32 protein-coding genes and 2 pseudogenes are annotated in these 23,647 nt (G+C 61.2%); 9 read left to right on the top strand and 25 right to left on the bottom strand.

Features of this window, described 5'->3' with window-relative positions:
- Positions 1 to 21: 21 nt before the first annotated feature.
- From QA642_RS46600 to QA642_RS28930, 6 genes and pseudogenes are all read right to left on the bottom strand, one after another.
- Positions 22 to 714 (bottom strand): annotated as a pseudogene (locus QA642_RS46600) (nitroreductase); the annotation flags it as partial.
- Positions 662 to 1,303, bottom strand: a complete 642-nt coding sequence (locus QA642_RS28910) for an HD domain-containing protein (RefSeq protein ID WP_283079875.1) — start codon at positions 1,301 to 1,303, stop codon at positions 662 to 664. The gene QA642_RS28910 and the pseudogene QA642_RS46600, both read right to left, overlap by 53 nt.
- A 180-nt stretch (positions 1,304 to 1,483) precedes the next feature.
- Entirely contained in the window at positions 1,484 to 2,458 is a 975-nt protein-coding gene (locus QA642_RS28915) for a GlxA family transcriptional regulator (RefSeq protein WP_283079876.1), read from the bottom strand.
- A 222-nt stretch (positions 2,459 to 2,680) separates the two neighbouring features.
- A complete protein-coding gene (locus QA642_RS28920; RefSeq protein ID WP_283087000.1) occupies positions 2,681 to 3,103 on the bottom strand; it encodes a cupin domain-containing protein in 423 nt (140 codons plus the stop codon).
- Between the two features lie 147 nt (positions 3,104 to 3,250).
- Positions 3,251 to 3,922: an HD domain-containing protein gene (locus tag QA642_RS28925; protein ID WP_283079877.1), complete on the bottom strand. Its 672-nt coding sequence runs from the start codon at positions 3,920 to 3,922 to the stop codon at positions 3,251 to 3,253.
- Positions 3,923 to 3,997: 75 nt separating this feature from the next.
- On the bottom strand, positions 3,998 to 4,987 hold the full coding sequence (locus QA642_RS28930) for an NADP-dependent oxidoreductase (protein WP_283079878.1): 990 nt from the start codon (positions 4,985 to 4,987) through the stop codon (positions 3,998 to 4,000).
- Between the two features lie 554 nt (positions 4,988 to 5,541).
- Here QA642_RS28930 and QA642_RS28935 point away from each other — a divergent pair.
- Positions 5,542 to 5,961 (top strand): CopG family transcriptional regulator, encoded by a 420-nt coding sequence (locus QA642_RS28935; RefSeq protein WP_283087001.1) that lies wholly within the window; start codon positions 5,542 to 5,544, stop codon positions 5,959 to 5,961.
- 4 nt (positions 5,962 to 5,965) lie between these two features.
- Entirely contained in the window at positions 5,966 to 7,132 is a 1,167-nt protein-coding gene (locus QA642_RS28940) for a PHB depolymerase family esterase (protein ID WP_283079879.1), read from the top strand.
- Positions 7,133 to 7,232: 100 nt separating this feature from the next.
- Here QA642_RS28940 and QA642_RS28945 read toward each other — a convergent pair whose 3' ends face one another.
- The 5 genes from QA642_RS28945 to QA642_RS28965 form a co-directional block, all read right to left on the bottom strand.
- Complete coding sequence (locus QA642_RS28945) at positions 7,233 to 7,430, bottom strand: hypothetical protein (RefSeq protein WP_283079880.1); 198 nt, start codon at positions 7,428 to 7,430, stop codon at positions 7,233 to 7,235.
- A 33-nt stretch (positions 7,431 to 7,463) separates the two neighbouring features.
- A complete protein-coding gene (locus QA642_RS28950) occupies positions 7,464 to 7,829 on the bottom strand; it encodes a hypothetical protein (protein ID WP_283079881.1) in 366 nt (121 codons plus the stop codon).
- A gap of 250 nt (positions 7,830 to 8,079) precedes the next feature.
- Complete coding sequence (locus QA642_RS28955) at positions 8,080 to 8,295, bottom strand: hypothetical protein (protein WP_283079882.1); 216 nt, start codon at positions 8,293 to 8,295, stop codon at positions 8,080 to 8,082.
- Between the two features lie 58 nt (positions 8,296 to 8,353).
- Positions 8,354 to 8,596 carry a transcriptional regulator gene (locus QA642_RS28960; RefSeq protein WP_283079883.1) on the bottom strand — a complete coding sequence of 81 codons (243 nt, stop codon included), beginning with the start codon at positions 8,594 to 8,596 and terminating at the stop codon, positions 8,354 to 8,356.
- A gap of 96 nt (positions 8,597 to 8,692) precedes the next feature.
- Positions 8,693 to 8,902 (bottom strand): cold-shock protein, encoded by a 210-nt coding sequence (locus QA642_RS28965; protein WP_283079884.1) that lies wholly within the window; start codon positions 8,900 to 8,902, stop codon positions 8,693 to 8,695.
- Positions 8,903 to 9,295: 393 nt separating this feature from the next.
- Between QA642_RS28965 and rpsU the strand changes: the two genes are divergently transcribed.
- Entirely contained in the window at positions 9,296 to 9,571 is a 276-nt protein-coding gene (gene rpsU / locus QA642_RS28970) for a 30S ribosomal protein S21 (RefSeq protein ID WP_283079885.1), read from the top strand.
- Between the two features lie 128 nt (positions 9,572 to 9,699).
- Here the strand turns inward: rpsU and QA642_RS28975 are convergent, their stop codons facing one another.
- The gene (locus QA642_RS28975; protein ID WP_283079886.1) at positions 9,700 to 9,978 is read right to left on the bottom strand and encodes a DUF1488 domain-containing protein; all 279 of its coding nucleotides are present in this window, start codon (positions 9,976 to 9,978) and stop codon (positions 9,700 to 9,702) included.
- Between the two features lie 103 nt (positions 9,979 to 10,081).
- A complete protein-coding gene (locus QA642_RS28980; protein WP_018321975.1) occupies positions 10,082 to 10,378 on the bottom strand; it encodes a hypothetical protein in 297 nt (98 codons plus the stop codon).
- A gap of 805 nt (positions 10,379 to 11,183) precedes the next feature.
- Here QA642_RS28980 and QA642_RS28985 point away from each other — a divergent pair.
- From QA642_RS28985 to QA642_RS28995, 3 genes are all read left to right on the top strand, one after another.
- Positions 11,184 to 11,318, top strand: a complete 135-nt coding sequence (locus QA642_RS28985; protein ID WP_016841200.1) for a hypothetical protein — start codon at positions 11,184 to 11,186, stop codon at positions 11,316 to 11,318.
- A gap of 237 nt (positions 11,319 to 11,555) precedes the next feature.
- On the top strand, positions 11,556 to 11,798 hold the full coding sequence (locus QA642_RS28990) for a hypothetical protein (protein WP_283079887.1): 243 nt from the start codon (positions 11,556 to 11,558) through the stop codon (positions 11,796 to 11,798).
- 962 nt (positions 11,799 to 12,760) lie between these two features.
- Positions 12,761 to 13,051 (top strand): hypothetical protein, encoded by a 291-nt coding sequence (locus QA642_RS28995; RefSeq protein WP_283079888.1) that lies wholly within the window; start codon positions 12,761 to 12,763, stop codon positions 13,049 to 13,051.
- Positions 13,052 to 13,428: 377 nt separating this feature from the next.
- On the opposite strand, the gene QA642_RS29000 is transcribed toward QA642_RS28995, so the two are convergent.
- The 6 genes from QA642_RS29000 to QA642_RS29025 all read right to left on the bottom strand — a co-directional run bounded on the left by QA642_RS29000 (position 13,429) and on the right by QA642_RS29025 (position 18,308).
- Positions 13,429 to 13,794, bottom strand: a complete 366-nt coding sequence (locus QA642_RS29000; RefSeq protein WP_283079889.1) for a response regulator — start codon at positions 13,792 to 13,794, stop codon at positions 13,429 to 13,431.
- Complete coding sequence (locus QA642_RS29005) at positions 13,787 to 15,964, bottom strand: PAS domain S-box protein (protein WP_283079890.1); 2,178 nt, start codon at positions 15,962 to 15,964, stop codon at positions 13,787 to 13,789. The genes QA642_RS29000 and QA642_RS29005 overlap by 8 nt, the downstream gene beginning before the upstream one ends.
- 605 nt (positions 15,965 to 16,569) lie before the next feature.
- The gene (locus QA642_RS29010) at positions 16,570 to 16,731 is read right to left on the bottom strand and encodes a hypothetical protein (RefSeq protein ID WP_283079891.1); all 162 of its coding nucleotides are present in this window, start codon (positions 16,729 to 16,731) and stop codon (positions 16,570 to 16,572) included.
- A gap of 279 nt (positions 16,732 to 17,010) precedes the next feature.
- Complete coding sequence (locus QA642_RS29015; RefSeq protein WP_283079892.1) at positions 17,011 to 17,433, bottom strand: hypothetical protein; 423 nt, start codon at positions 17,431 to 17,433, stop codon at positions 17,011 to 17,013.
- A 102-nt stretch (positions 17,434 to 17,535) separates the two neighbouring features.
- Positions 17,536 to 17,877, bottom strand: a complete 342-nt coding sequence (locus QA642_RS29020) for a DUF1236 domain-containing protein (RefSeq protein ID WP_283079893.1) — start codon at positions 17,875 to 17,877, stop codon at positions 17,536 to 17,538.
- 185 nt (positions 17,878 to 18,062) lie between these two features.
- Positions 18,063 to 18,308: a hypothetical protein gene (locus tag QA642_RS29025; protein WP_283079894.1), complete on the bottom strand. Its 246-nt coding sequence runs from the start codon at positions 18,306 to 18,308 to the stop codon at positions 18,063 to 18,065.
- Between the two features lie 360 nt (positions 18,309 to 18,668).
- Here QA642_RS29025 and QA642_RS29030 point away from each other — a divergent pair, with 360 nt between their 5' ends.
- Positions 18,669 to 18,884, top strand: coding sequence for a hypothetical protein (locus QA642_RS29030; protein ID WP_283079895.1), 216 nt, complete (start codon positions 18,669 to 18,671; stop codon positions 18,882 to 18,884).
- A 69-nt stretch (positions 18,885 to 18,953) separates the two neighbouring features.
- Here QA642_RS29030 and QA642_RS29035 read toward each other — a convergent pair whose 3' ends face one another.
- Complete coding sequence (locus tag QA642_RS29035; RefSeq protein WP_283079896.1) at positions 18,954 to 19,340, bottom strand: response regulator; 387 nt, start codon at positions 19,338 to 19,340, stop codon at positions 18,954 to 18,956.
- A 99-nt stretch (positions 19,341 to 19,439) separates the two neighbouring features.
- Positions 19,440 to 19,804 (bottom strand): annotated as a pseudogene (locus QA642_RS29040) (PRC-barrel domain-containing protein).
- Positions 19,805 to 19,961: 157 nt separating this feature from the next.
- On the opposite strand from QA642_RS29040, the gene QA642_RS29045 reads away from it, so the two are divergent.
- Positions 19,962 to 20,141, top strand: a complete 180-nt coding sequence (locus QA642_RS29045) for a hypothetical protein (protein ID WP_283079897.1) — start codon at positions 19,962 to 19,964, stop codon at positions 20,139 to 20,141.
- A gap of 258 nt (positions 20,142 to 20,399) precedes the next feature.
- Here QA642_RS29045 and QA642_RS29050 read toward each other — a convergent pair whose 3' ends face one another.
- Positions 20,400 to 20,867, bottom strand: a complete 468-nt coding sequence (locus tag QA642_RS29050) for a hypothetical protein (protein WP_283079898.1) — start codon at positions 20,865 to 20,867, stop codon at positions 20,400 to 20,402.
- Between the two features lie 132 nt (positions 20,868 to 20,999).
- Complete coding sequence (locus QA642_RS29055) at positions 21,000 to 21,227, bottom strand: hypothetical protein (protein WP_283079899.1); 228 nt, start codon at positions 21,225 to 21,227, stop codon at positions 21,000 to 21,002.
- Positions 21,228 to 21,443: 216 nt separating this feature from the next.
- Here QA642_RS29055 and QA642_RS29060 point away from each other — a divergent pair, with 216 nt between their 5' ends.
- Entirely contained in the window at positions 21,444 to 22,106 is a 663-nt protein-coding gene (locus QA642_RS29060) for a protein-L-isoaspartate(D-aspartate) O-methyltransferase (RefSeq protein WP_283079900.1), read from the top strand.
- A gap of 75 nt (positions 22,107 to 22,181) precedes the next feature.
- On the opposite strand, the gene QA642_RS29065 is transcribed toward QA642_RS29060, so the two are convergent.
- The gene (locus QA642_RS29065; RefSeq protein WP_060912872.1) at positions 22,182 to 22,373 is read right to left on the bottom strand and encodes a CsbD family protein; all 192 of its coding nucleotides are present in this window, start codon (positions 22,371 to 22,373) and stop codon (positions 22,182 to 22,184) included.
- A gap of 240 nt (positions 22,374 to 22,613) precedes the next feature.
- On the bottom strand, positions 22,614 to 23,555 hold the full coding sequence (locus tag QA642_RS29070) for a LysR family transcriptional regulator (protein ID WP_283079901.1): 942 nt from the start codon (positions 23,553 to 23,555) through the stop codon (positions 22,614 to 22,616).
- Positions 23,556 to 23,647: the final 92 nt, after the last annotated feature.

Here is a 23,647-nt window from a genome sequence, read left to right on the forward strand (position 1 = left end):
CGGAATTGACAGCAGCGGGCGCAAAATTCGATGGTATTTTGCGAACGTTTCCTGCGGGCACGATTGAAGCCCGCGTCCCGCCGCCGCGAGCATCACGTTCTGCACGAACATTCCGAGGTCGAGCCAGCTTCCGACTTCCAGGCGACGGTCGATGGTCACGATCAATCCCACCGGCGCGCCGAAGAATGTGTAGTTCTTGGCGGTTTGTCTGCTCCTCGCCTCGAGATCGATTTGAGCAATTCCGAGCGAACCATAGAAGAGTCGTCCGAATTCCTGTCGCCGCTTGAGGTATGGATCGGGTAAGTCGCTGGCGTAGTACTTGTATTCCGAGACGTGCTCGTCGCGGGAGCTCTGGTGTGCATCCAGCAGCGCCGTCGAGACTCTGTCCTTGGCCGCGCCAGCCAGCACGTAGACGTGCCAGGGCTGGATGTTCGCACCGCTGGGCGCGAACCGCGCGACACGGAGGATCTGCTCGATCGTCCGTCGGGGGACCGGAGTGCTGCAAAACTCGCGGCACGCAAACCGCCGGGCCAAGATCTGATTGATCGGGCTCTTCGCAACGACGTCTCCCTCACGCGCGCCGATGGCGGCTCGTTCAGGACCGGACATCCTCGTACCGCTGGTATCCATCTCGGCCTCCTCGTCTCGGAGCAAGGAGGGCTCAGTGCGGCCAGGCTGAGCCAAGGATGATCGAGCAGAAGTTCTGACGGACATAGTTCATGTCCTTCAGCGCCAGGACGTCGGCCTTCACGTTTCCGAACGTCGTCAGCGGCTTCTTGATGATGCCGTTGGCGAAGTGATCGATGATATTCTCCTTGAAATTTGTCTCGCGCGGATGATGGACGCAGACATGGTCGCGCTGTTCATGCGTGAAGTCGTGATAGGCGATGCCGAGCACGTCCATCTCCACACCGGCGGTCACCAGCGCGATGGTCGGGCGCATATGCTCGGGGATCCCCGGCGTGGTGTGGAGCGCGATGGCAGTCCAGACGTCCTCGATGTCACGCTCGGGGACGCCGTAGCTTTTCATGAATTTGCGAGCGGTATTGGCGCCGTCGACCTCGAAGCGCAGATCAGGGCTCGAATATTTCTCGGTGAGACCCATGTCGTGGAACATGGCGCCGAGGTAAAGCAGTTCCGGGTCGTATTTCAGCCCGCGGCGCTCGCCAGTGAGCGCGCCCCAAAGGAAGACGCGGCGACTGTGGTTATAGAGCAGGTCGTCTTCGGTATCGCGCACGAGCTGCGTGGCGGCGCGCGCGATTGCACTGTCAGGCGAGCGGATGCCGGCGATGATCTCAGACACGGTGCAATCTCCTAGGTTGAATAATGGGCTGGTCGCTTCTCGGTATTAAGCAATAGAGCCCTGCTCCGGACAACGAACGGGATGCTGCGGATCAGGACAGCCGTACGTCGTTTCCTGACAAAAGGACCCTCGGCGCCTTCGCGCCAGCAGGAGACAGCCCTTTCCTCTTTAACTCGCGATCTATTCCGTTTCCGCTCGTCGGAAGCTGGCGCGGTACTGGACAGGGGTAACGCCGAGACGGGTGCTGAAGACAATCCTCATCCGGTCCGCCGATCCGAAGCCGCAATCGAAGGCAATGGCCTTCGGCGGTCGGTCGCTCGCTTCCAGCATCATGCGCGCGTTATCAACGCGGGCGCGCTCGATGAATTCGTGCGGTGTGGTCCCGGTCACCTGCCCGAAATGCCGGGCCAGATTCCGGGGACTCATTCCGACGACAGCGGCAAGCGACTCCAGGGTATGGCGATCCCCAATGTTGGCCATGACGTGATCCTGGATGCGTGCGATGGGCGATTCCGGATCGGCAGGTGCCGTGAGATAGGGACTGAACTGCGACTGTCCGCCCTGGCGCTGGGCAACCACGACCAGCCGCTTGGCGACCTTGAGCGCCGTTTCCGCGCCGTGCCGCTGCCCGACGAGCGCCAGGCCCAAATCTATCCCCGCTGTCACACCCGCCGCGGTGATCAGCCGTCCATCGCGCACATAGATCAAGTCCGGTTCGACTTTCGCCTTCGGGAATCTGGCCGCCAGCGCCTGTGCATCCTGCCAATGGGTTGTAACCCGCCGATCGTCCAGGAGACCGGCATAGCCAAGGACAAATGCCCCAGTGCAGATCGACCCATAAACGCTCGAGCGCCACGGCAGCTCCTTGACCCACTGAAGCAGACAGGGTTCGGGCTCCGCTTCTGGCGGCGTTGGGGTGCCGGCCACCAGAACGATGTCGAAGCCGCCCGCCGCCTCCTCGAAGGTCAGGTCGGCCACCATGCGTAGGCCGTCCGACGCGCGCAGCGGATTGCGGTGAGCAGCAACCAAAGCGGTTTCGTAGCGATCCGCGCTGCCGAGAAACGTATTCGCCTCGCTGAACACATCCATCGGCCCCGCCACGTCCAGGGCCTGAAAACCCTCACAGACGACAATCGCGACAGCTTGTACCGGCACCTGCTACTGCCTCTCCATCCTGGGGCCTCAATTATGCAGGTAGTCCGGCCTTCGCAAAAGGCCTGGCGCGGTCCGGGAGGCAACAGAACGAACATCCGTGCATCCGGGATCAACCAGGGGCTATGGACTTCTATTGGTCGATTTTGCTCACCCAGCGGCCGACCAAGCGACCCATGCATGTCCAAAAAGATCGTCGCGACAACCGGCGAATTTGTCGCGCCACTATTGTGATCCCGACGCCTTGTCTGGCGTGGTCAAAGGCCCGTCCTTGGAATCCACAACGAAGACCGCCAGTAGGCTGGCGGGCTCGTTGTCACTCGCGTTCTCACTGACCCTGTGATGTGAACCGGGCATTTCGTAAAAACTTTCACCTGCGTGATAGATCTTCGCGGGTTCGTCGCCGACTTGACTGCGGATGGTCCCGGACAGCACATAGGCGTAGATAAAAGCTGACGCCGCGTGGTGATGAGCGAGCGATTTGGCTCCGGGAGGATAACTCACCGTCACAGCAACCAGCCTCTTTCCCTCGACATTCGGCAGTGCGTGCGCGAAGGCGACTTTCACCTGCTCCCGGTCCTGCGCGATCGCCGGCGAAGCTCCCAGGGCGATTGCTGCTGCTATCAGCGGGACGGCGGCCTTTCGCAGTGCTCTTCTCGCTGCTTTTGCCAACACACCTCGACGGTTTGATACAGCACCAGTCCGATAGGCAAATCCACTGATCGACATTATCGCACCTTCTTCTCTAACGAGCTCATCGTGAGCGGATTGTGCTGCTGGAGCACAGGATAGGTCCTAGTCATGATGGTGAGCCTGGTGCTGGGAATCCGGGAAGGGCGAAGCAGCGATCAGGTCACAGGCGTTGGGACTCTTGAACCCCGGGATGAAACGTTCGCAGACGGCGGCGTTGACGGTGCCATACGTCGTCGCTGGCTTGTGCGCAAAACCGGCGAAATACTCCTGAATGAAGCCTTCTTTGAAATTTGTGCGCGGGTACTTGGCGACAATTTCCTCGCGCAGCTCAGCTGGGAACTGATCAAACCCCACCCCGATGACATCGAGAAGCACACCGGAGTTGAGGAGCGCCACTTCGGGCCCCATATGCTTCGGGATGCCGGGGGTGGTATGCAGCGCAATTGCTGCCCAGACAGTCTGCACCTGGTCTTCAGAGATGTTGTGGGTGCTAAGAAACTGTCGCGCGGCATTTGCGCCGTCGACTTCGAAGCGTTCGTCTGGGCTCGAGAACTCCTTGATCAGGCCGAGGTCGTGAAATGCGGCAGCGACGTAAAGGAGTTCACGGTCGAAGCGCAGATTCCTCTGACGACCCTGCTCAGCCGCGAACAGGTAGACGCGGATCGAGTGATTGAAGAGTAGATCGGTGGAATGCTGGCGCAGGATGTCTGTAGCCTCTTTCGCAAGCAACGAATCGGGAATGACAAGAGCCTGAGCGAGATTTCGGGTTGCCATTGTTGCGTCCTTTCAAGTATTACTGTGGGGCTTGGCTGTGCGTTGCACGCGAGCGCAACCATGAAACGATGCTGATCACCGCGCTCCGACGTCGAGCACGATCTTTCCTTTCGGCTGAGGCCGCACGCGTTCCAGCATCAAATGAGCCTCGCGCGCATCCGCGAGGGGGAGGACTGCCCCGACGTTGGTTCGCAGTTTTCCATCATCGATGAAGCGAGCGATCTCCGTCAGATATTGGCTGGTGACGTTGACCAGAAAGAAGGCGGCTTCGACACCATGGCGCCTTGCAAGATCCTGATCGGGACGGGACACTGCCGAAATCAGCTTGCCGCCGCGCCGAAGCACCTGGAACGAGCGGCTTTGGGTTTCGCCGCCGACCAGATCAATCACGGCGTCGGCATCCCGAACTTCTTCCTCGAAGCGCTGCGTCCGGTAGTCGATCACCGTATTTGCGCTCAGATTGCGCACGATGGAAATATCGCCCGTCGATGCGGTTACGACGGTTTGCACACCCGCGTGATGGGCCAATTGAACCGCATAGGATCCAACGTTGCCGGCCGCACCGTGAATGACCACAGTTTGACCTGCCTTGAGTTGGGCATGATCAAACAACGCCTGCCATGCCGTCACGGCAACAACAGGAACGGACGCGGCTTCAACGTGGGTTAGCGAGGTTGGCTTGTTCGAGACCATGCCCGCGGAAGCTACAGCGTACTCGGCGTAGGCCCCGACAAACTGCGGATTCGTAACACCATAAACCTGATCTCCCACACGTAGTTCGGTGACTCCGGGTCCCATCCCGACGATTTCGCCGGACAGATCCGAGCCCAGAGTGAGGGGGAGCGGTTGCGGCAATGCGCTCTTGCCGGACCTGATCCACCCATCCCATGGGCCAACTCCAGCGGCCGCAACTTTGACCAGGACCTCGCCAGGACCTGGCTCGGGTCGCGGCACGCGCTCGAACTTCATGACCTCTGGCGACCCAAACTCGTGCACGCGCCAGGCCATCATTGTTGACTGGGTTCGCTCTTCATCTAGTCGAGGAACGATGCTGCTGGAGGTCATCTCATGCTCCTTGCGCTCAGTTCGTCATGCTTGCCGTCGACCGTTCGGGGCGATTGATGGGACGGGCTCGCCCGTATGTCGCAAGGACTCGTGCCCCGGACAACGAGCACGATCCCGCGGATCAGGACAGCCGTACGTCGTATCCTGACAAAGGCCTGTCGCGCCTTCGCGGCAATAGAGGCGCTTTCGTCGCCAGATGATTCTGGATCTATTCCGATTCCACTCTGCAGAAGCTGCCGCGATGTTGCGTCCAGGCGGGTGCTCAGAGGCTCACACCGAGGATGGAAATCCCACGATAGTTGCTCGCGCGCATTCGCAGGCTATGGCTGAAGAACGTCACGGCAGGACCCCAGCTTACGTTATCGGCCGGGGCAGTCCCCTCCTCGGGTTCGCGCCGCGTTCTGCGCGCCTCCTGAAACCTATTTAGACCCGCGCCGATCGAGAAGATTGGCCAGGACCCCTCCCCACGCCTAAGTCGGATCATTGGCGCCCCCTTGAACGCCCCGCTTCTCCATCTAGGTACCATCCAGATAGATGGAAATTGGATGGAAGCCATGGCTAGTAACGTCCGCGAAATCCGACCAAAGCCGTCGGACTCGGAGAAAATCACGATCAATCTTGGCTTCGTCGATCTCGGTCAGGTCGACTTGATGGTCCAGGAAGGATTCTACTCAAACCGCACCGATCTCATCCGAACGGCAATCCGCAACCAGCTCGAACGTCATGCCGACGTGGTCAGGCAGTCCACGGTCCGAAAGAGTTTGGACCTCGGGCTTCGGCACTACAGCCGCGAGGATCTCGAGGCGGCGCGGCGGGCGGGCGAGATGCTGCACATCAATGTTCTGGGCCTTGCCAGCATCGCCCCAGACGTGACGCCCGAACTCGCTCGCGCGACGATTGCCTCGGTCTCCGTGTTGGGGGCCCTGCACGCCAGTCCCGCCGTCAAATCCGCTCTCGCCGACAGAACGAGGTAAGGCCATGCTGAATCAGGACATCGTTCGCGAAGCCACACGCCTCACGCGCTCGGGCCAGCTCGTCGAAGCCACCGCACTACTTCAACGCATGCTTCGGGGCGAGAACGCGCCAGACGTCACCGCCCCCAGCACATACCGCTCCCACTCTACACCAGGAGAGCCGCCGACCATCGACGCTATGGCAAATGCCGCAGAGACGCGGAGCCCGCGACGGACGGCCCGTCCACCGGCGGATCTCACCAAGAACCTGCCTGGGCTCGGACTGAGAGGATCGGTGAGACGCGTTCCGTCCATGGCGGAGATTGTGCCTCAAGGCGGTAGGTTCGTCGAAGGCGTCTACGGTAACGCCGCGGGAAGCCGCACGTACCGCCTCTTCATCCCGAGCGGCTATCATGGCCAGGCCATTCCGCTAGTCATCATGCTCCACGGCTGCACGCAGTCGCCGGAAGATTTCGCTGCGGGCACGCGGATGAACTTCATCGCCGAAGAACAGACCTGCTTCGTGGCCTATCCCGCGCAGCGGGCCGACGCAAACCAGGCGAAATGCTGGAACTGGTTTCGCCCGGTTGACCAGCAGCGCGACAGCGGCGAGCCCTCGCTCATCGCCGGCATCAGCCGCCAGATCATGTGCGACCATTCTGTAGATCCACGGCGCATCTACGTCGCCGGACTGTCCGCCGGGGCCGCGTCCGCGGCCGTCATGGGATCGACGTACGGCGATCTGTACGCGGCGATCGGCGTCCATTCCGGACTGGCCTGCGGAGCAGCCAGCGACCTTCCCTCCGCGCTGATGGCCATGAAGCAAGGTGGCGGGCCGGAGGCACCGCCGAGCGACGGCCCGCCCGTGCCGACAATCGTCTTTCACGGCGATCGCGACACCACCGTGCATTCCAAGAACGGCGATCGGGTCGTCCGACAGTTGATCAGCGGATCCCGCACGAAGAGGAAGGTGCATCGGGGGCGGATACCTGGAGGGCATGCCTACACCCGCACGGTCCACACCGACGCCGGCGGGCGCCAAATCCTCGAACACTGGGAAATCCACGGAGCCGGACACGCATGGTCGGGGGGCAGCCCTGCCGGCTCCTACACCGATCCGGACGGGCCGGATGCAACGAGAGAAATGCTGCGCTTCTTCCTCGAACACTCGCTCCCGCAGGGGCGGAATTGAGGTGGCATCCGCTTTTCATCCGATGATGGAAAGCGGAGGTCGCAATCATTCCTCATGGAACGGAAGCCCGCTGGCGCTAACCGTCCGATCTTTCAGCCAATCAGGTCTTTGGCTTCTGTTTCGCTGCCGCCTCTCGAGCCATCCGCTCCGCCTTCAGACGCTCCCGGTTTGCATGGAATGCCTGCTGAACGCTTTCATGCTCGGAGACCGGCACCTTCGCACTCGTGTCGCGAAACACCTTTCGGGCTTCCCGCTCGGCCGCGGTCGGCGTCCTCCGGTCTGATGTGCGATTGTTCATTGCTCCCTCCTCTGGGCGCAAACGGTCCTTGCGCTATGTTGCGCATTCGGACCGCCAACCTAGGGGGTAGGTTTTCCCCCGGCGGGGCTTTTGGGGGCCGGGGGCATGGACTCGACTCTTCGCGACCCCATTCGTTCCAATCCCCTGGTGTCTCGAAGATTTCGCCGACTTCGGCTGCGCCTTGGCTGGCTTTTTCGCCGCCGCTTCGCCTTGCGCGGCTTCTTGGCCGGGTTGGCAGCCTTCGCCGACGCGGCCTCTGCCGACGGATCGGCCCAGCGCCTCCATCAGGTCGACGACGTTGGTCGCCGCGGGCTTCGACTTGGGCGTGATCGGTTTGCCGGCGCACATCTGGTTGATGAGGTCGATCAGCGCGGTGTCGTACCGGCTCGAAGCGGCCAAGTCAGAGTGGTCGAACTCCTATCTCAGACGAATGTCGCTCGAACCATTTTGATTTCTGGGATGGCGGTTAGCTCGCTGTAGACGAAGAAGCCCTGAGATGGGCCGCTTCCCGAGCTTCGAAAGCCAAGCTATCGATGCTCGCGAAGCGTCAAGCTCTTTGGCGATGTGGGCAAGAGAGAGCACCGCTCCAGTTTCAACGGCCCCTTGACTGCTCAAAAAGTGCTCGTGCAAACTTGGTCCGGTCCGACCACTAAAGCATCGAAAGCACAACAACCCCATGTTCGAGCTCGCCTGAAGCAAGGCGTGCGCGTGCAATACGTTCGAACTCCGTTCGGTGCTTGTGTAGATAGCTGAACGCCTGTTTCTCAGTACCGAATGTCGTCGCAAGCCGGCACATCTGCCGATTTGCGCCGAACGCGAGAAAGAAGGTGATCGTCCCGCCGCGCTCCGATCTAGCTCTACGCAAGACGCCCGGCCTGTCGCATGATCGGCTCCCTGGATTTCGGCGTTTGCCTTACAGGCCACTAAACCCGCGGCTTTCTCGGGCGCTTCTTCGGCGGAGGCGCTGGCAACGCCGCCTGAAGGACTGCGTCAGCTGCTTCCTTGGCCTCACGAACTTCTCGAAGCCGCGCCATGTTCTTACGAACATGGATGGCCTGCTTTTCGACATCGGCCAATGCCCGCGCTCCTTCTTCAGCGGCCAAGCGCTTACGATCGGAACGCGCGATGGCTTCTGATGATGGCTCTGCCGGCTTCTTGGCGGTCATCGCTCGCCTGGCTCCACAACGACAAAACCCGCTCAATCCAACGATTGAGCGGGCAGAGGGCCCGTTCCAGTACATCCGTGAAACGGCGCCACGATATCAAGCCAGCGAGAGGTTCTCAGCGCTGACTTTGCCTCGCATCTTGTCGGTCTTGGTCTCGAAGTTGACCTTTTGGCCCTCTCCGAGCCCGGAAAGACCAGCTCGTTCAACGGCGCTGATATGAACGAACACATCGTTGCCGCCGTCGTTCGGCTGAATGAAACCGAAGCCCTTTTGGCCGTTGAACCACTTAACAGTACCTGTCGTCATTTTCTTCTCCAAAGCGCAAAAGCGCATACCGCGCGATGATCGCGCAGCTATCTTCAACTTCGACGATGTCTTTGGAAAAGGAGCCCGCGGGCGCATTCAACAAGGCACAGCGGCTAATCGAACAGCGCTAATATACGTCAGTTTTCGGATTTTGCAAGGAGGGAAGCCAATTAGTTTCGTCCTGCCAAGTCTGTCGAGATGCGAGAAAGAGTTTATCGATTGACAGTCGCCGACGCGAATGGTCACGTTGATGCACCAAGCTGCATTGCTGTTGCAGGCAGACTAGCACTTCGCGAACATCGCCGCCCGTTATCCTGAAGACCGAAATGAAGCTCCTGCGCATTTGGCTGCCTGCAGGACGTATCGCGTTTGCAGCCCAGCGAGGAAACTCAATTGCAGGTACTTGTCAGAGACAACAATGTTGAGCAGGCGCTCCGTGTTCTCAAGAAGAAGATGCAACGAGAGGGCGTCTTCCGGGAAATGAAGCAGCGTCGCTCCTACGAAAAGCCCTCGGAGAGAAAGACCCGCGAGAAATCCGAAGCTATCCGACGAGCCCGGAAGCAGGCCCGGAAGCAGGCGATCAGGGAGGGATTGCTGCCCGCGCCCCCGAAAAAGAAGCCGTTTGAGCGGAAGCCGCCCTTGCCGGAGGTCAAAGCACGAGCGGAGTAGAAGGTGGGCCTCGCTCCGGAGAATGCCGCACGTTAACTGACGTTGCTTGTCGGACCTCGTGCTATCAGGGCTGCGTCACCTGTGAAGCAGCGAAGACGATGCAGATCATGCATTCGCCGTGGCGGTCCTTACTGCCTGAAATCGATGCCTCGCAGCACAATGCCTGGCGGCGTGCCTTCGAACTCGGTCGCGCGATACTTGCTTGCCGCACGGGCTTCGATGCGATCTCGCAGGCGCGTGAATTGGGCTTCCCGCTGCTCGGGTCTGACTTGCGGCCCACCCTCGAGGGAGTCCATCGCAGAGGTTGAGATCGCGCAAGAAATCTCTCTGGCGCCGTTATGCATAGAGAACCGCACGATCATCCGGTCGTATTCGTGGGCGATAAAACGGCCGCTGGTCAATGTCATAGGTTACTCCGTTACATCATCGCTAGTTGGAAGGATCCGCCCCTCAAAGCATATCATTCTCGACTGCGTACCGCTTCGCGGTCGCAACGAGCCTGACACCGCCTCAGCCTTCCCCCGACAACCGGGCGAAATCATCGAACAGCGCAGCCACCAGGGCACGGTGGCGCGTGTCCTCGGCGGGGAGGCTTGCAGCATAGAGGTTGAGCAGATGCCGTGCCTTCACCGCCGCCTCCGGCCAGGAGCCAGCCGGCACCGTCATCATGCGATTTTCCAGATCAGCCTCGCGCTCGCGCAATTCGCGCAGATTGGTTTCGACCTCGGCCAGCGCCCGGCGCAAGTCCGTCGCCTTCTGCGCGGCCATCCCGCGGTGCTTGTCAAGGTCGACCGGCTGATCCGTCATTGACTGACGCTCGCGTCTACGGTTCGCGCATGCGCAAGTTTAACCGAGCCGGCCGACAGCAGCTCCGTGGCTTCGCACGGGCCCTCGAGGGGCAAGGTGATCGTCCTGGCTGTGAGGCGACAGCTAAGAAGCTCGGACGATGGATCGTCTCCTCGTCCGTGAGGATCTCCCAGCCCCCAGCCGGCAAGACACGCTCGCTCCCGCAGATGCGGAAAGCGACGGCTTCTCGCCGCGAGCGGATGGTCATGCATGGCCTTTCGCAAGCGACGCCCCAACCGACGCTGGCTATCACGACCATGCTCCCGTTGCCTGGCAATAGCCAGCACTATCGTCACCGGGGGCGAACTAGCGTCGCGCGCGACCGTCGCCTGCAATGCACATATCGCTCGCTACCGGATCGGCGCAGGCGTAGGATCGCTGCCATCACCGCACTTCTCAACGGCTTCGACCGGTGACTGAGGGTCACATGTGCTCCCGCCAAAGGCTTCGCAGGAGCATTCGATGGCGCGCTTTCGCATTTCGGAATGGATAGTGCCGCCGGTGATCGTTCCGTTGTTTCTTCTGCTTCACGTGTGCGGAGCCACCTTACTCAATGGCTAGGGCAACACGCGTACCGTATCTCGTCAGCGGGACCAACGAATACGGCAGCTCCAATCTCGGCCGCGGCCTGCGACAGTCGCGCTGCGCCTCGCACGTAAACTGCTGTGTGAAGGCTACATGGACGGTCAGGGTCTGTACCCCGCGTGGACGCGTGCTGCAGTCGGACGAACTCGACGAACTCAAGCCACCACCAAAGGAGAACGACATGGCGAAGGGCCAGCAACGCGGCAATCGCGAAGCCAAGAAACCGAAGAAGGAAAAAGCCAAAGTGATCGCCGCGGCCCCGAGCCGCAAAGAGGCCGCCTGGCAGCCGGACTTCGGACCTGCAAAGAAGAAGTAGCGAAGAGCTGATGGCGAGCGGCGGTGCTACCGCCCGTCGACGGCTCAATGACCTCTCACCCGGCGTGATCCGAGCGGACGGCTGGCCGTCGGCCTATTGCCAAAGCGGTCTGGGTCGAAGTGCCTTTGGACCGGTAACGGCTGCCGGCCGGCCCTGTCGACGATCGGGTTTGAAACCAATCCCCATTGGGCGCATTTAGCCCCTGCGCGAGGCATCTCGCCACGAGCCGAGCGATGAATGGCACGATCCTTCGAGACACGCATCTATCTCGTCCGCGTCCTGACCGACGACCGGACGAGCAGGCTTTGGGTTGCCGCAGGACCATCTTCCGAGGACGCGGTGCGCCTGGTTCTAAACGCCATTCCTGAGGGCTGGTCCGCCTCGCCGGCGCAGGAACAATTGACTTCCGCCGAAATGGAACGGCTCGATCTGAAACAGGGCGAAGTCCACGAGATCACACGCACCATCCGCATGTGTTGAAGGGCTACTTTGAGTTGGCTGAAAAGTGCGGCGCCCTAGTACAAAAGAGGACTAGCGATCCGGCGAATAAGAGCGCACGCTACCAAACATCACCGGCCGAGGCACTGTCCGATAGGCGTCGGTGGCTGAGAGACCGATTGTGCTCCCGCCTGCAAGGCAGAGGAGCACGCGATGTCAATCTATTCGTATGATCACGCAATACTCGCACGTTCCCGCGAAGTGATTCGCCAGTCTCTCGAACTGCTCAGATGGAGCGAGACCTGTGTTCGGCTGCATTGGAACAATCACATAGGTGAAGGCGCTGAGCCGAAGAATGCCACATTCTTGGCCGATGCAGCGAACGACCGACGATCTTTTAACTAGAGCGGAAGCGGCCATCGCGGAGGCGAGAGCTCTTCGTCATGAGCGCGAACGTCTCCTGGCCACGGCTCGAATGTGGGCGTGCGCCCCTCAGATCGCCTTGCGACAAATCCAAACCGGGCTCTATGAAGGCGATGGCTTTATGATCGGTCCGACGACCAGACGGTAGTTTGGGACCCAAGCGCTGTTCCAGCTTTCCAGCGTCTCCGCAATTGATGCATTCGAAGCTACTTACTTCCCGCGCTGGAACCATTGCTTCGGTGCGGTGATAGAGGGCTCCGCATTTTCAGTTTCCATGCTGCTCTTCATGCAGCAGGGCGTAACGCCGATTCGGGCCCAGCGGCCATCTGGACGATCGTAGATGGCTACAACTCGGGACCTATCGAGAGTAATTTCCAGAACCGCGCGCGATCAATTCGGCTGTGCAACAAGCCTGGCTCCCCTCGTTCAGCAGGCGGGAGCCCGCATGGTCTAACAGCCATCAACCCTCAGCAGGGGCCCCCTACTGGCGACCGACGTTACCGATGTTGTCAATCCGAACCGGCTCTGGAACCTTAACCTATGTTAATCGTTTGTACCGTCTAGGCGTTGAGGTACCGCGCATGGATCAGAAAGATCGAGTGGCCGCCATTCGTAATCGCATTGATGAGCAAATAGAGGTCATTGCGCAGGCGATCTGCGATAACAAAGAGCCCGTGGCGGCACAGCGCGTGCTTACAGCACTTGCGGCCCGTCTGGCCGCGGAAGAAGCTTTGGAAACCGGAAACGCCGGGCCTGCCCGACCCGCGCCCACTAAGGAGGTCGGCCTTGGGATGCAGAGCTCATCGCGTTGTTTGCGCCAGGGACTTTCAAGAAGTGGAAGCGATAATCTTCTGGCGGGCGATGCAGCGTAACATGACGGCCCCTGGCGCCGAAAATAACGACGTCGGCTGTTTCTGATCACGCAGTTCGGACGCCTCGCAAGAAAAGGAGCGCGCTGGATGTTACGCTCCTTGCTCATGTTCACGTGCTCTGCTTGCGATGTACAGTTTGGTCATAAAGGAATGACGTCGAGTGAAGCGTGCGTTCGACAATCTGACTTACGTCACAGTTTGATTTTTGAGGCCCGCAGGGTGAGCCGACCGCAGTTTTAAGAGTCAGTGAGTTGAGCGGCCACTCTCCTCCTTCCGGAAGCTGCAGACCGGCGTAGTCCCTTGACTAAAAGCGCTGGCGATCGGGCCGCCAACAAGGCCTGTGTCCAGCTTTGCGCTGCGCCCCCGTCTTTCAGAGGTTAAGGGTGACGCAGAAGTGTCCCCAATTTCTCGCTCAATTGCTCGATCGAGAACGGCTTACCGAGCGCGGGCGCATCCCGGAACTCCTCCTCCAGCGGTGGTCCGCCATAGCCCGTGCTGAACAGGAACGGAATTTTTCGATCGCGCAAGATGCGAGCTACAGGAAAAACCAGCTCTCCAGCGAGATTCACGTCAAGGAGCGCCAGATCGAAGGATGTCTTTGTCGCGAGCTCGCAAGCCTTTGATACGTGCGCCGCTGAGGCGACCACCTTCAATCCCAGTTCCTCAAGCATGTCTTCGATCATGAGGGCGACCAAGCCTTCGTCCTCAACGAGGAGAACTCTGGTACCGGAGATCTCAGCCATTGGATGCCGGAAGCATAATGGGAAACACCATGCGGCAGCGTGCGCCCTCTGGCTCGAAGACCAGATCGAACTCGCCTGCCAGGTCATGCTCTATGCAGCGCTCCATCAGCCGCGTGCCAAATCCGCGCCGCTTAGGAGGCGTCACCGGGGGTCCCCCACGTTCGCGCCATTCGCACTCGAGCGTGCTTTGGTTGTCCCTGCCCACCCGCCAAGTGAGTGACACTGATCCATCCGGCAGGGAAAGCGCGCCGTATTTCACCGCGTTGGTCAGAAGCTCGTTGAAGACCATGGTAACACTCAGCGCCGTGCGCGCGTCCAGATCGACGTGCGGCCCTTCTGTCACCACCCGCCCGCCAGACACCGGAGCGACGATATCGTCGACCAACTTTTCGAAAGGGGCATCCTGCCAGTTTCGCTGAGTAAGCAGGTCGTGCGCTCGGGCAAACGCAAGGAGGCGTCCTGTGAACGTTGGTAGAAACTCTTCCAAGTCGGCAGCATGGCGAGCCGTCTGACTCGCGAGCGACTGCACCGTTGCCAACGTGTTTTTCACACGGTGGTTCAGCTCGTCGATGAGGACCTTCTGAGCGTTCTCAGCGCGCTTACGCTCGCTGATATCGACCAGCATGTTGATAGCTCCGACCAGATTGCCCGCGGTGTCTCGCAGCGGCGTCGGATAAGGAATGAACGGCACGCGTCCGCCATCCGGGCGCTCGGCCACCGCCTCGGCACCGCGAACCGGCCGGTTTTCACGCAGCGCTACCGCCATCGGGCATTCACTGTGCGGCAGCGGCGAGCCGTCAGGCCAATAGAGTTTCCAGGTCACGCACCACTCGTCGCCCGGTAGCGGCGTTCTCCCAGCCATGTCCACCGCGGCTCGGTTGTAGAAGTTGATCCGGCCGTTCGCGTCGGTCGTGTAGATGGCTGCCGGCAGCGCCTCGAGAAGATCGCGCATGCGCTGCTCGCCTTCGCGCAGGCGGTCCTCCAGCTGTTTGGTGGCGGTGACGTCCTGGGCAACCCGCACACCGTACAGAAAGCGACCATCCGTGTCGCGCACCGATGAACTGAAAATGTCGAGATGCCGCACCGACCCGTCAGGCCGGAGTGCGCGCTTGCGAATGGTGTAGTTCGCGATGTCACCGCGCACCTGCCGCGCGTACAGCTCGGCATCCTCTGCCCGGTCATCAGGATCGGTGTAGTCGAAGAAAGTCATGCCGAGCAGCTCGTCGCGTGAGCGTCCGGTGATACGGCAAAGAGAGTCATTCACCCGCAAGAAGCGCCCGTTCTCGTCGATCTCGGAAATGCCGACGCTGGCGGCCTCATAAGTTGCGGCGAGCCGGGTCTCACTGGCTTGTCGCGCTTCCTCAGAAGCATGCAATTTGGTCACGTCAATCGTGAAGCAACGTGTGTTGACGAACTTGCCCTCCACGAAGCGGCTGTTCGATGTAATCAGCACATGCTTGACCGAGCCGTCACGCGCCCGAAGCCGGGCCGGAAAGCGATCGAGCCGCTCGCCGCATGAGAGGCGCTGAAGGATATCTCCGATTGTCGGAGCGTCGGCATGGAACTCGGCAACATGGCGGCCGATGTACTCTTCGGGTCTATACCCCAACATGTCCAGTTCGGCTTTGTTGGCGCGAAGGATGATGCCTTCGCTGCTGACGATATGCAGCCCCACGGCACCGTTCTCGAAAAAGTCCTCCAGATCCTGCGTTGTCTGGCGGACTTCCTCGTCAACCCGCTTGCGTCCGGTGATGTCTTGGAAGCAATTGATGGCGCCTTGGATTCGGCCAGAGTGGTCGCGCAAGGTGCGGATATTGACCAGGGCTGTAAAGCGAGAGCCGTCCGGCCGCGCCATGATGACTTCGGCATTGCGCGTGGGAGTACCGAGGCGAAGAGCGGTGGCCATCGGACAGTCGCCATGTGCAAGCGGCGTTCCATCGAGCAGATAAGGTCGACGGGAGCCGCAGAAGCGCTCCTTCTTGGCCAAATCAGGTGTTCGTCCCCACAATTGAACGGCCTCGGCATTGTAGGCGACGAGGACTCCCTCGGCGTCACAGAGGTACACTGCACCGGGAATGGCATCGAGAACGGCGCCACCGGCCGCGACCAGCGCCTCGAGCTCCGTCGGCTGCCGACGAAGGGAGAGCGGAAATTCTTCGACATTCGACATGAAACTGCTCTCGGGGCGAGAGACGGAGGGCCCTGTCCGAACCCGCTGTTCGAAAAAGGACATGGGCAGACGCCCCCGTTGGCCCGCCGAACCTTCCCTAACGTCTCTAGGAGGCAGCTGTTCCTGAATGCGCGTCACTGGTCGCCGACTAAACGGCAAGAATGGACGACTCGTTTGTTCTTGTTACGTCCTGACGCCACATGAGCGACCCACCCGCGAGCTGGCGGATGCCCACGCCGAAACGGACCCAGAGATGAGCCAAGATGCGCACTCCCAAGCCGCTGTTCGGACAGCGATATGCCGCAGGAATACTGAGTGCTGTCTTGGCAGATCCGCGCGTAGCCGGGTCGGGCATTCGGATCCAGGAGCCCCGTCTCACCGAGATCCCTCTACATTCCTGCTCGTAGTTTCCAGCGCGGCGTACGGGCGGTCGAAATTCAGAAAGCAGCTGCGAGTCGGCTCTTCGGCGGTGCGCGAACAGGAGCGGTCGCAGAGAGTGAAATCTCGCACAAGAAAAACAATTCGTGCGTGCTCTGATGAAGAACGATTGATCAGCCCCGTTGCGCGCCGCATCGAGCAATGCTCCTCCAGAGCAAACGAGCCACTTAGTGCAGCGTCGTAGGCGGCGCTTCCGTCCATTCCAACCGGCTCAGGCGGTCATCGATCTCCTCAAGTTCGCGATCGAGTGCGATCAAGCGCTCAGCTGACGCCTCCTGGCGGTCGTCGAGCAGGGCGCGCTTGCGCTCGAGAAGTTCAGCCACATACATGGCAGCACCGGTTATCGCCCCGGAGACGCTTTCCGTTTAATTTTCCGGAGGCTCGGACGTTCCTGCGCTTGCGCGTCCCGGCTGAGCAGCTGTACTTCGGACCGCCCCTCGACGTACCTCTCCTATCGGACAAGAGGAGTTGAGGCTCCGTCCGCCCGTGCTGCTTATCTCAGCCATTATCACTGACCTTACGCCGCCTGCTGTTCGTGGCGCGGCCGCTGCCTGCTTCGGATGGAGGGTCTCCGACCACCCAGGCTGCGTGAGGCTCGACGCTCCAGATCACCACCAGCCCGCCCCGAAGGAGTTCTGCCGGTCGAAAGCGAGCCGTGGTTCAGGCGGCCTTCCCGGCAACTTCGCCCACCGCTTCTTCTTCGGACGAGCTTCCACACGTTTGCCCGCATGCGGTTCGACCTTGATCTCGGAAGGCGGCGTTGCAGGCATTGCGGCGAGCGCCTCCCGCGCTGAACCCCGGCGCTCTTGTGGGAGGGGTTCTGCGGACGTGACCGCCGGGATGTCGGCGCGCGGACGCGTGTCGAACACGATCTTCTCCGGAAGGCTCCTCGCCGAGCGGATCCTAATCGTGGTCCTGTCGAGGTCAGTCTCGTCGGTACGCACGACGGCGGCCGGTAGGTACCGGTCGGCTGCGAAGAGCAGCGCGAGCAGAATCCCGCCCACAAATACGAAGTACCGAAAAATCGGCATGGAAGAACCGCCGCTCGCAAATCAAGGAAATCGATTCTCGGCGACTGTCGAGCGCCGGCTTGCGGCGGGGCGCCTCCTCCAGCGCGCCCCGCCCCGGCGGACTTAGTCCACCTCTTGGACCACGGTACGCGTGGACGGATCGACGAGCATGACGCGCTCGCCCGAGTAAACGTAACGGTACTTGGTGAGCGAGGGACCCCACTCCGCGGGCACCGCTTCGAGTTCGACATCGCGCGGCACCGGCTGGCCGACGACGATCTTCTCGCGCGTTTCGACGGGACGGATCTTGTGCTCAGTCACGTAGGTATGGATTTTGGTGCGGTATTCAGGCTCGATCTGCACGGCAGCGTGGCCGGCGCCGGTGGTGGTGACCACCGTCGACTGAGCGAACGCCCCGGTCGAGATCAGCGCGGCGGCCACGGACATAAGCAGCAGCTTCTTCATAAGTCTCTCCTCGCCGCAGGGTGCGGCGCTGCATGAACCCATCAATGATGGCAATCGTTCCGCAGTCCGGCAGGAAGACTTCCACTTTTTCCCGCCGGCTGATCGAAGCGAAACGCGTAACGGGGACCACGTCGCATCAGTTCCTGAAGCATCAACGGAGCGACTGTGAAGCTGCGCCGGCGCCTTCAGCCGTCCTTCAGCGCGTCCTTGACGTCCCTCACGGGCCAGCTCTCGCCCATAGGCCTGACGCGCACCTTCCCGCCGCCACCGACCAGCTCATGGGTGGCGACCTCGTCCTCGACTTCGACGACCGTCAGTTCGGTCTCCGGCTTCCAATTGAGCGTCAGATCGAGATCCCCCGGAAAGATCTGCCAGCGCGAGCCGTCCTCGAGCTCGACGATGTGGCTCTCGGAATGGGAGCGGATCTTCATCAGGCCGCATCAAGAGTCCGAGGCGGGTCGCGCGGCACGAACGGGCGCCGCAGCTGGCCCGCCTCGTCACCGTGACATCTTGCGCACCTGAACCGGACATCCGGCTGTGCGGATGACGTCCGCTGCAGGTTCGCGGCCATGGGCCAGGCGCCGCAGCGGGGGCATTTTTCCAAGAGGGTCTCGGTTTCGATCATCGTAACGGCTCCTTCAAGGCGAGCCCCCAAGCTTGCGAACGGCTTGGACTTGCACAGGTTCCCGCCTCGGCGCCTCTCCTCGATATCTGCCGGCGAACCACCGAGCACTCTTGCCGTTGTGCCGGCATCCGGATCGCCCTCGACCGCGTGCACCGAAACGACAACCATGAAGACCTACTCACACCAGCAACTCGAACCAGCCGGCGCTTGGGACCGGACCTACCTAGAGTCGCTGATCCGCGAGGACTACGAGCGATGCCATCCCGGTGAGACCTTGGACGATCTCAAGCGGCGAGCCTCCTTTTCGAGAGAGGACAGAGGCCTGCTGCGGGACTGGATGGCCGTCGCGGCGGCTCGCGCCACGGCCGCAATGCGCGGCTAAAGGAGAGCGCGGGCAAGCGACGATCGGCCGCCGCTGATCGGATCAACGGAAACTCACGACGATCCCGGTTCAAGCCGGTGAGGCCCCGCTCTCGAGTAGCTGCGAGACGGCGGCAGTCAATTGTGCCGGCGCAAAGGGCTTCTGGATCAGGACGCTGCCTTCGACGCCCTGCGATTGCCAGTCAGGCGCGCTGGCGCTCGTCATGTAGACCACCGGAAAGCCAGGCGTGATTTCCCTGATCTGCTGCGCCAGCTCCCAGCCGCTGATGCCGTCACCCAGGTTGACGTCGGTCAGCAGGACCCGACATCCCTCGCGGCCATAGCGAAACGTGGACATGGCCTCCTCCCCCGAATGGACCGAGCAGGCCTCGAAACCGCCGTCGGACAAGGCGTCCTCGACGAAGCCGACGATGAGAGCTTCGTCCTCTACGACCAGAACACGAACGGCATCATTCACTTTCAAGTCTCCTCGGCGATCAGCCCGGGTCGTCGGCCAGGCGTCGGCGGTGCGGCGAGCTTCGCGTCGAGCAGCCAGACGCCAGCGTGTCGTGCCTTCTCAAGCCACCGGCACACCGTAGTAGGCGTTCACGGAGCGCGTGGTCGCCGGGTCGCTCCAATTCCAAGTGCTCTCATCGGCGTATTTCGGGGCGCCGCGGAGCTGGTCCTGGGTGATGCCGGTGACGAGCCGCCAAGGTTGGTGTCGTATTTCAACGCCTGCCAGGGCAGCGGATAGTGATCGTCGCCGATGCCGAGCAGCCCGCCGAAGCTGAGGACCGCGTACGAAACCTTGCCGCTGACCTTGTCGATCATGACGCGCTCGATGTAGCCGACCTTTTCCCTGTCGGCCCCGTACACGTTCGTGCCCTCGACCTTGTCGCTGCCGATCAGGCTGAACGTCTCGCGATCTTCCATCGTGGCCATGTTGACCTCCTGGTTGTTGTCTTGGGAAATCAACGGTGCGACGATGCCTCCGTTCCTGGCACAATCCGCGGCGAAATGTTGATTTCCTGAGGAAGAAGCGGCCGATCGGATGACGCGCCGCAACGTGCCAGACGAAGTCGGCGAGCGGAGTTAGAGCATGGAGCTGACCGATCTGGAGCGCGATTTTTTGAGGAAGCTCCTCGGCGAATCCTGGGTCAGCCCGCCGACGTTCGACCATGAAATCGTGGCGCGGCTCGTGGAGCTCGGTCTCGTGGAAACCACTTCCATCCGGAGATATCGAGTATCGCATCACCGACGCCGGACGGGCGGCGGCTAGCGCGTGAACCACAGATCGGCGAGCCGCGGGCAGATCGGAGGAACGATAACCTTGCCACCCTATTGGACTGCAGGGACCGTCGCCCGCCGTTGAACTACGGCGCCTGTCGCGGATAGCCAAAGGTCTCACGACCCGCTATTCAGAACTAGCGCTCGCGAGGATAGCCAAAGGCGGCGGCCTCTCCGGAACCTCGGTGTTCTCGCAGCTATGCGCCTTCGCGCCCTCGCCGACAGGCGCGATCTCCATCCCGCACCCGCCTTATCTGCCCCTCAGCGATAGACTGATCCGCGTTACGATGTCGTCCCACTCGCGCTCTTCGCTCGCCGGGTAGTTGATCAGGACGCAGTGGATCAATCCGCTCGAGAAGTTGCACCGGTTGTACCAGACCTTGTCGCTCTTGTAGCTGGACACCGCAAAGAATCGAGGCGTCGTTCGCTTGTACTGAATGCGCGCGGGCGGATGCTTCTTTGCGAGAAATGCAGCGGGTGAATCGTTCGAGACGTTGGGGGCGGCCTGTATCGTGATGTCGGCTCGGCCGTCAGCCGTCCGAAATCGCTGTCCGTATCCGTCCGGACGGCCGGCTTCTTCGGTAAAGATCGAGGCCGGGAAATCGACAGAGGTGCCTGTCTGCGGGATGGAATACGTCGTCCATCTCACCGGTTGCGCCGAGACCGTGGAACTCGAGGCGGCAAGTCCGAGAACGAGCGCCGACACCATCCATTTCATCCCATCTCCTCCCAGGGAGTCATGAAGACCGGACGAGCGGCGTCTCGGTTTCTCGATCATCAGGATGGCCTGGCTCAGGCGGGTTTCGCGCGCAAGGCGGCGCCACGTCGAACCGCCCGCAGGTCTGGAAGATTACTTCTCGCCCGACGGCGCCTGAGCATTCGAATTGTTCGGGTTTTTCTTGTTCGCCTCATGATGGCCGATCACGCAGCCGGCGGCAGCGCCGAGCTTGCCGTGCCCCGCCATGTGGCCCGCGACGCCTCCGACGATGGCGCCCTTGATGCAACCCTTCGCGTCCGCGCCGGAGGCCGATGCCAGCGCCATTGCGGCCACGCATGCCGCCGTGAAAATCCATTTCATGAGCGTTCTCCGGCTCGGTTTCCGCCAGATCAATTCGATCGGGAGGCGGTCGTTCCGCTGCGGGCACGTTCCTGACTGCAGCTCCGCGATTTCGCTCATCGGCAACGGAGCCGGCCTCGTCGGCGAGAGCCGCCACCACCCTGGCATCAAGGAGCAAGTCGCTGGCCTCCGAGTTTCCTATCTGCTGGAGCGAAATCGTTCTTCCATGGAGAGGTCGTGCGCGCGGTCAAGGAGAGCAAACGATCCAAGAGGTCCCGCTTCCTCCGCGACGCGATGGTCGACGTGCAGATTGCCGGCCGCGGCATTCGGAGCAGGCGGGTCCTGCTGGCGATGCGGCAGGTCCCCCGCGAGATCTTCCTCGATTGGCGGTTCGCGGAAGCCGCGTATGAAGACAGCGCCGTGCCGATCCCGAAGGGGCAGACCATCTCTCAGCCCTACATCGTCGCCAGGATGCTCGAGGCCGCCGCGATCGCCAAGTCGGACCGAGTGCTGGAGATCGGCGCGGGTTCGGGTTATCTGGCGGCGCTCGCCGCCAAGCTCGGGCGGGAGGTTTGCGCGCTCGAGCGCCATGAAGCATTGGTGCAGCGCGCCCGATTGCCCCTTCGGCATCTCGGATGCCGCAACGTGGACCTGCGTCAGGGCGACGGGACCGCAGGATGGCCGGATGGCGGCGAGTTCGACGTCATCCTGGTGTCGGCCGCCGGCGCGCAAGCGCCTGCGGCTCTCAAGTTTCAACTGGCTCCGTCGGGACGACTTCTCATCCCGCTTGGCGATCCTGACGGTGTGCAGTGGCTGACGAAGATGACACGCGGACCGGACGGTAGTTTCGTCGAGGAAAGGATAGAGGAGGTGCGCTTCGTTCCTCTGATCTCCGGCTGAAAGTCCGCTCGCCGTCTCAACTGGCGCAAAAAGGCCGCCCGGAGGCGGCTAGTTTTTGACCTTCGCCTCTTCTGCTTATTTCTTGAGGGCGTCAGCGGCGTCCCGCGCCGCATCTTTTACGTCCCCCGCGGCATTGTGGGCGGATCCCTTGGCCTTATCGATCTTGCCTTCGGTTTCCATGTCCTTGTCGCCAGTGAGCTTGCCGGCACCTTCTTTAATGGCGCCTTTTGCCTTGTCGGCGGCACCCTTCACATGTTCGCGATCCATAATTGTATCCTCTGCTGTCCGGAAGACCAACACAACGAAAGTGTTGCGCAGGGGTTCCTGGCAGAACAAAGCACGGTGTTTTCAATGGAGACTTCTGAACGGGCCCTTGCCCGAACAAGGCAGGGCGTGGCGACGAGCACACCCGCCGCATCGTAGAGCAGATGGAAAACAGCTACCGTGCACTACGGCGCGTACTCATAAACTCGTCAGGTCCGCTCATGGACTGTCTGCTCGGGCCAATCAGCTCACTCCAACCAGCGCCTTACAGACCTCCCGGCTGGCCTCTTGGAATAACCTGACAGCAGCTCCGGCCCGTCGTCCCTTCAGGGTTATCGAGGCTATCGGGGCCGAAGTATCGCCAAGATCGACGTTCAGCGCGCGCAGCCATGCGCTACTCGATCGCATTCTGAGTATCTGCATGGGCAACAGGGTTATGAACCGGCTGCTCGCCAACAGATTCAACCGCATGTAGATTGAAATCGTGGTGACGGTCGTTGGCGGAAGCGGCAGGTTATGTCGCCGAAAAAGCTCGACGCCGGTACGACCCAGAAAAGAATCGGGCGGCGAGAGCGTCCATTGTTCTTGCATAAGTTCTGCGAGCTTCAACTTCTTCCTCGATCGCAGGAGCGGATGCCGTCGCTCCGCCATCACCGCAAGGGAGGATCTGAACAGCACCTCCGCGGACAAATCATCCGCGACCGGCAACGGAGCCCAGCGCGTTATGGCCAGATCAAGCATTCTCTGACGTAGAGCGTGCTCCAGCGCATCCCGATCACCTATCGTGATATGATATTTGATGCCCGGATATCTGCGAACGAGATGTCCGATGATTTCTGTAACGATCGCGGTGACCGGCTCGGTTGTGCCGATCGCAACGAGCCCTTGCGCCGGATCTGATCTTTGCACAATGTCGGTAACACCCAGCTTTATTTCGTCGAAAACGACGCGCGTGCGATCGACGAGAAGGCGGCCGCACTCGGTGAGTTCAACTCCACGCGAGGTGCGCTCCAGCAGCGCTGCCCCGACGGCGTGCTCCATGTCGGTGATAGCCTTGGAGATCGCCGGCTGCGACAATCCAAGACGGAGAGACGCCTTGGCCATGCTGCCGACCTCTGCGACCGTCTGGAGCGTGTGGAGATCCTTGAGCCGCAGCCGGCGACCGATGCGATCATGCCACTCCATCTACATTCACCCCACGTTATAGCCCAATAGCTCAATACGATTTCAGGTTATAGCGCTCTCGCTGCAGGATAGCGAGATAAAGGCCGGCTGAA

The organism is Bradyrhizobium sp. CB2312 (assembly GCF_029714425.1).
GTDB lineage: Bacteria > Pseudomonadota > Alphaproteobacteria > Rhizobiales > Xanthobacteraceae > Bradyrhizobium.

Excerpts from the sequence above, each read along its gene's own strand:
- QA642_RS28995 (WP_283079888.1), top strand. The coding sequence starts at position 12,761 with ATGGATCAGAAAGATCGAGTGGCCGCCATTCGTAATCGCATTGATGAG.
- QA642_RS28945 (WP_283079880.1), bottom strand. The coding sequence starts at position 7,430 with ATGAACAATCGCACATCAGACCGGAGGACGCCGACCGCGGCCGAGCGG.
- QA642_RS29015 (WP_283079892.1), bottom strand. The coding sequence starts at position 17,433 with ATGCCGATTTTTCGGTACTTCGTATTTGTGGGCGGGATTCTGCTCGCG.
- QA642_RS29000 (WP_283079889.1), bottom strand. The coding sequence starts at position 13,794 with ATGGCTGAGATCTCCGGTACCAGAGTTCTCCTCGTTGAGGACGAAGGC.
- QA642_RS28925 (WP_283079877.1), bottom strand. The coding sequence starts at position 3,922 with ATGGCAACCCGAAATCTCGCTCAGGCTCTTGTCATTCCCGATTCGTTG.
- QA642_RS28975 (WP_283079886.1), bottom strand. The coding sequence starts at position 9,978 with ATGACATTGACCAGCGGCCGTTTTATCGCCCACGAATACGACCGGATG.
- QA642_RS28985 (WP_016841200.1), top strand. The coding sequence starts at position 11,184 with ATGGCGAAGGGCCAGCAACGCGGCAATCGCGAAGCCAAGAAACCGAAG.
- QA642_RS29020 (WP_283079893.1), bottom strand. The coding sequence starts at position 17,877 with ATGAAGAAGCTGCTGCTTATGTCCGTGGCCGCCGCGCTGATCTCGACC.
- QA642_RS28930 (WP_283079878.1), bottom strand. The coding sequence starts at position 4,987 with ATGACCTCCAGCAGCATCGTTCCTCGACTAGATGAAGAGCGAACCCAG.
- QA642_RS28965 (WP_283079884.1), bottom strand. The coding sequence starts at position 8,902 with ATGACGACAGGTACTGTTAAGTGGTTCAACGGCCAAAAGGGCTTCGGT.
- QA642_RS29025 (WP_283079894.1), bottom strand. The coding sequence starts at position 18,308 with ATGAAGATCCGCTCCCATTCCGAGAGCCACATCGTCGAGCTCGAGGAC.
- QA642_RS28940 (WP_283079879.1), top strand. The coding sequence starts at position 5,966 with ATGCTGAATCAGGACATCGTTCGCGAAGCCACACGCCTCACGCGCTCG.
- QA642_RS28980 (WP_018321975.1), bottom strand. The coding sequence starts at position 10,378 with ATGACGGATCAGCCGGTCGACCTTGACAAGCACCGCGGGATGGCCGCG.
- QA642_RS28960 (WP_283079883.1), bottom strand. The coding sequence starts at position 8,596 with ATGACCGCCAAGAAGCCGGCAGAGCCATCATCAGAAGCCATCGCGCGT.
- QA642_RS28990 (WP_283079887.1), top strand. The coding sequence starts at position 11,556 with ATGGCACGATCCTTCGAGACACGCATCTATCTCGTCCGCGTCCTGACC.
- QA642_RS29005 (WP_283079890.1), bottom strand. The coding sequence starts at position 15,964 with ATGTCGAATGTCGAAGAATTTCCGCTCTCCCTTCGTCGGCAGCCGACG.
- QA642_RS29030 (WP_283079895.1), top strand. The coding sequence starts at position 18,669 with ATGAAGACCTACTCACACCAGCAACTCGAACCAGCCGGCGCTTGGGAC.
- QA642_RS29065 (WP_060912872.1), bottom strand. The coding sequence starts at position 22,373 with ATGGATCGCGAACATGTGAAGGGTGCCGCCGACAAGGCAAAAGGCGCC.
- QA642_RS29055 (WP_283079899.1), bottom strand. The coding sequence starts at position 21,227 with ATGAAATGGATTTTCACGGCGGCATGCGTGGCCGCAATGGCGCTGGCA.
- QA642_RS29010 (WP_283079891.1), bottom strand. The coding sequence starts at position 16,731 with ATGTATGTGGCTGAACTTCTCGAGCGCAAGCGCGCCCTGCTCGACGAC.
- QA642_RS29050 (WP_283079898.1), bottom strand. The coding sequence starts at position 20,867 with ATGAAATGGATGGTGTCGGCGCTCGTTCTCGGACTTGCCGCCTCGAGT.
- QA642_RS29070 (WP_283079901.1), bottom strand. The coding sequence starts at position 23,555 with ATGGAGTGGCATGATCGCATCGGTCGCCGGCTGCGGCTCAAGGATCTC.
- QA642_RS28935 (WP_283087001.1), top strand. The coding sequence starts at position 5,542 with ATGGCTAGTAACGTCCGCGAAATCCGACCAAAGCCGTCGGACTCGGAG.
- QA642_RS29045 (WP_283079897.1), top strand. The coding sequence starts at position 19,962 with ATGGAGCTGACCGATCTGGAGCGCGATTTTTTGAGGAAGCTCCTCGGC.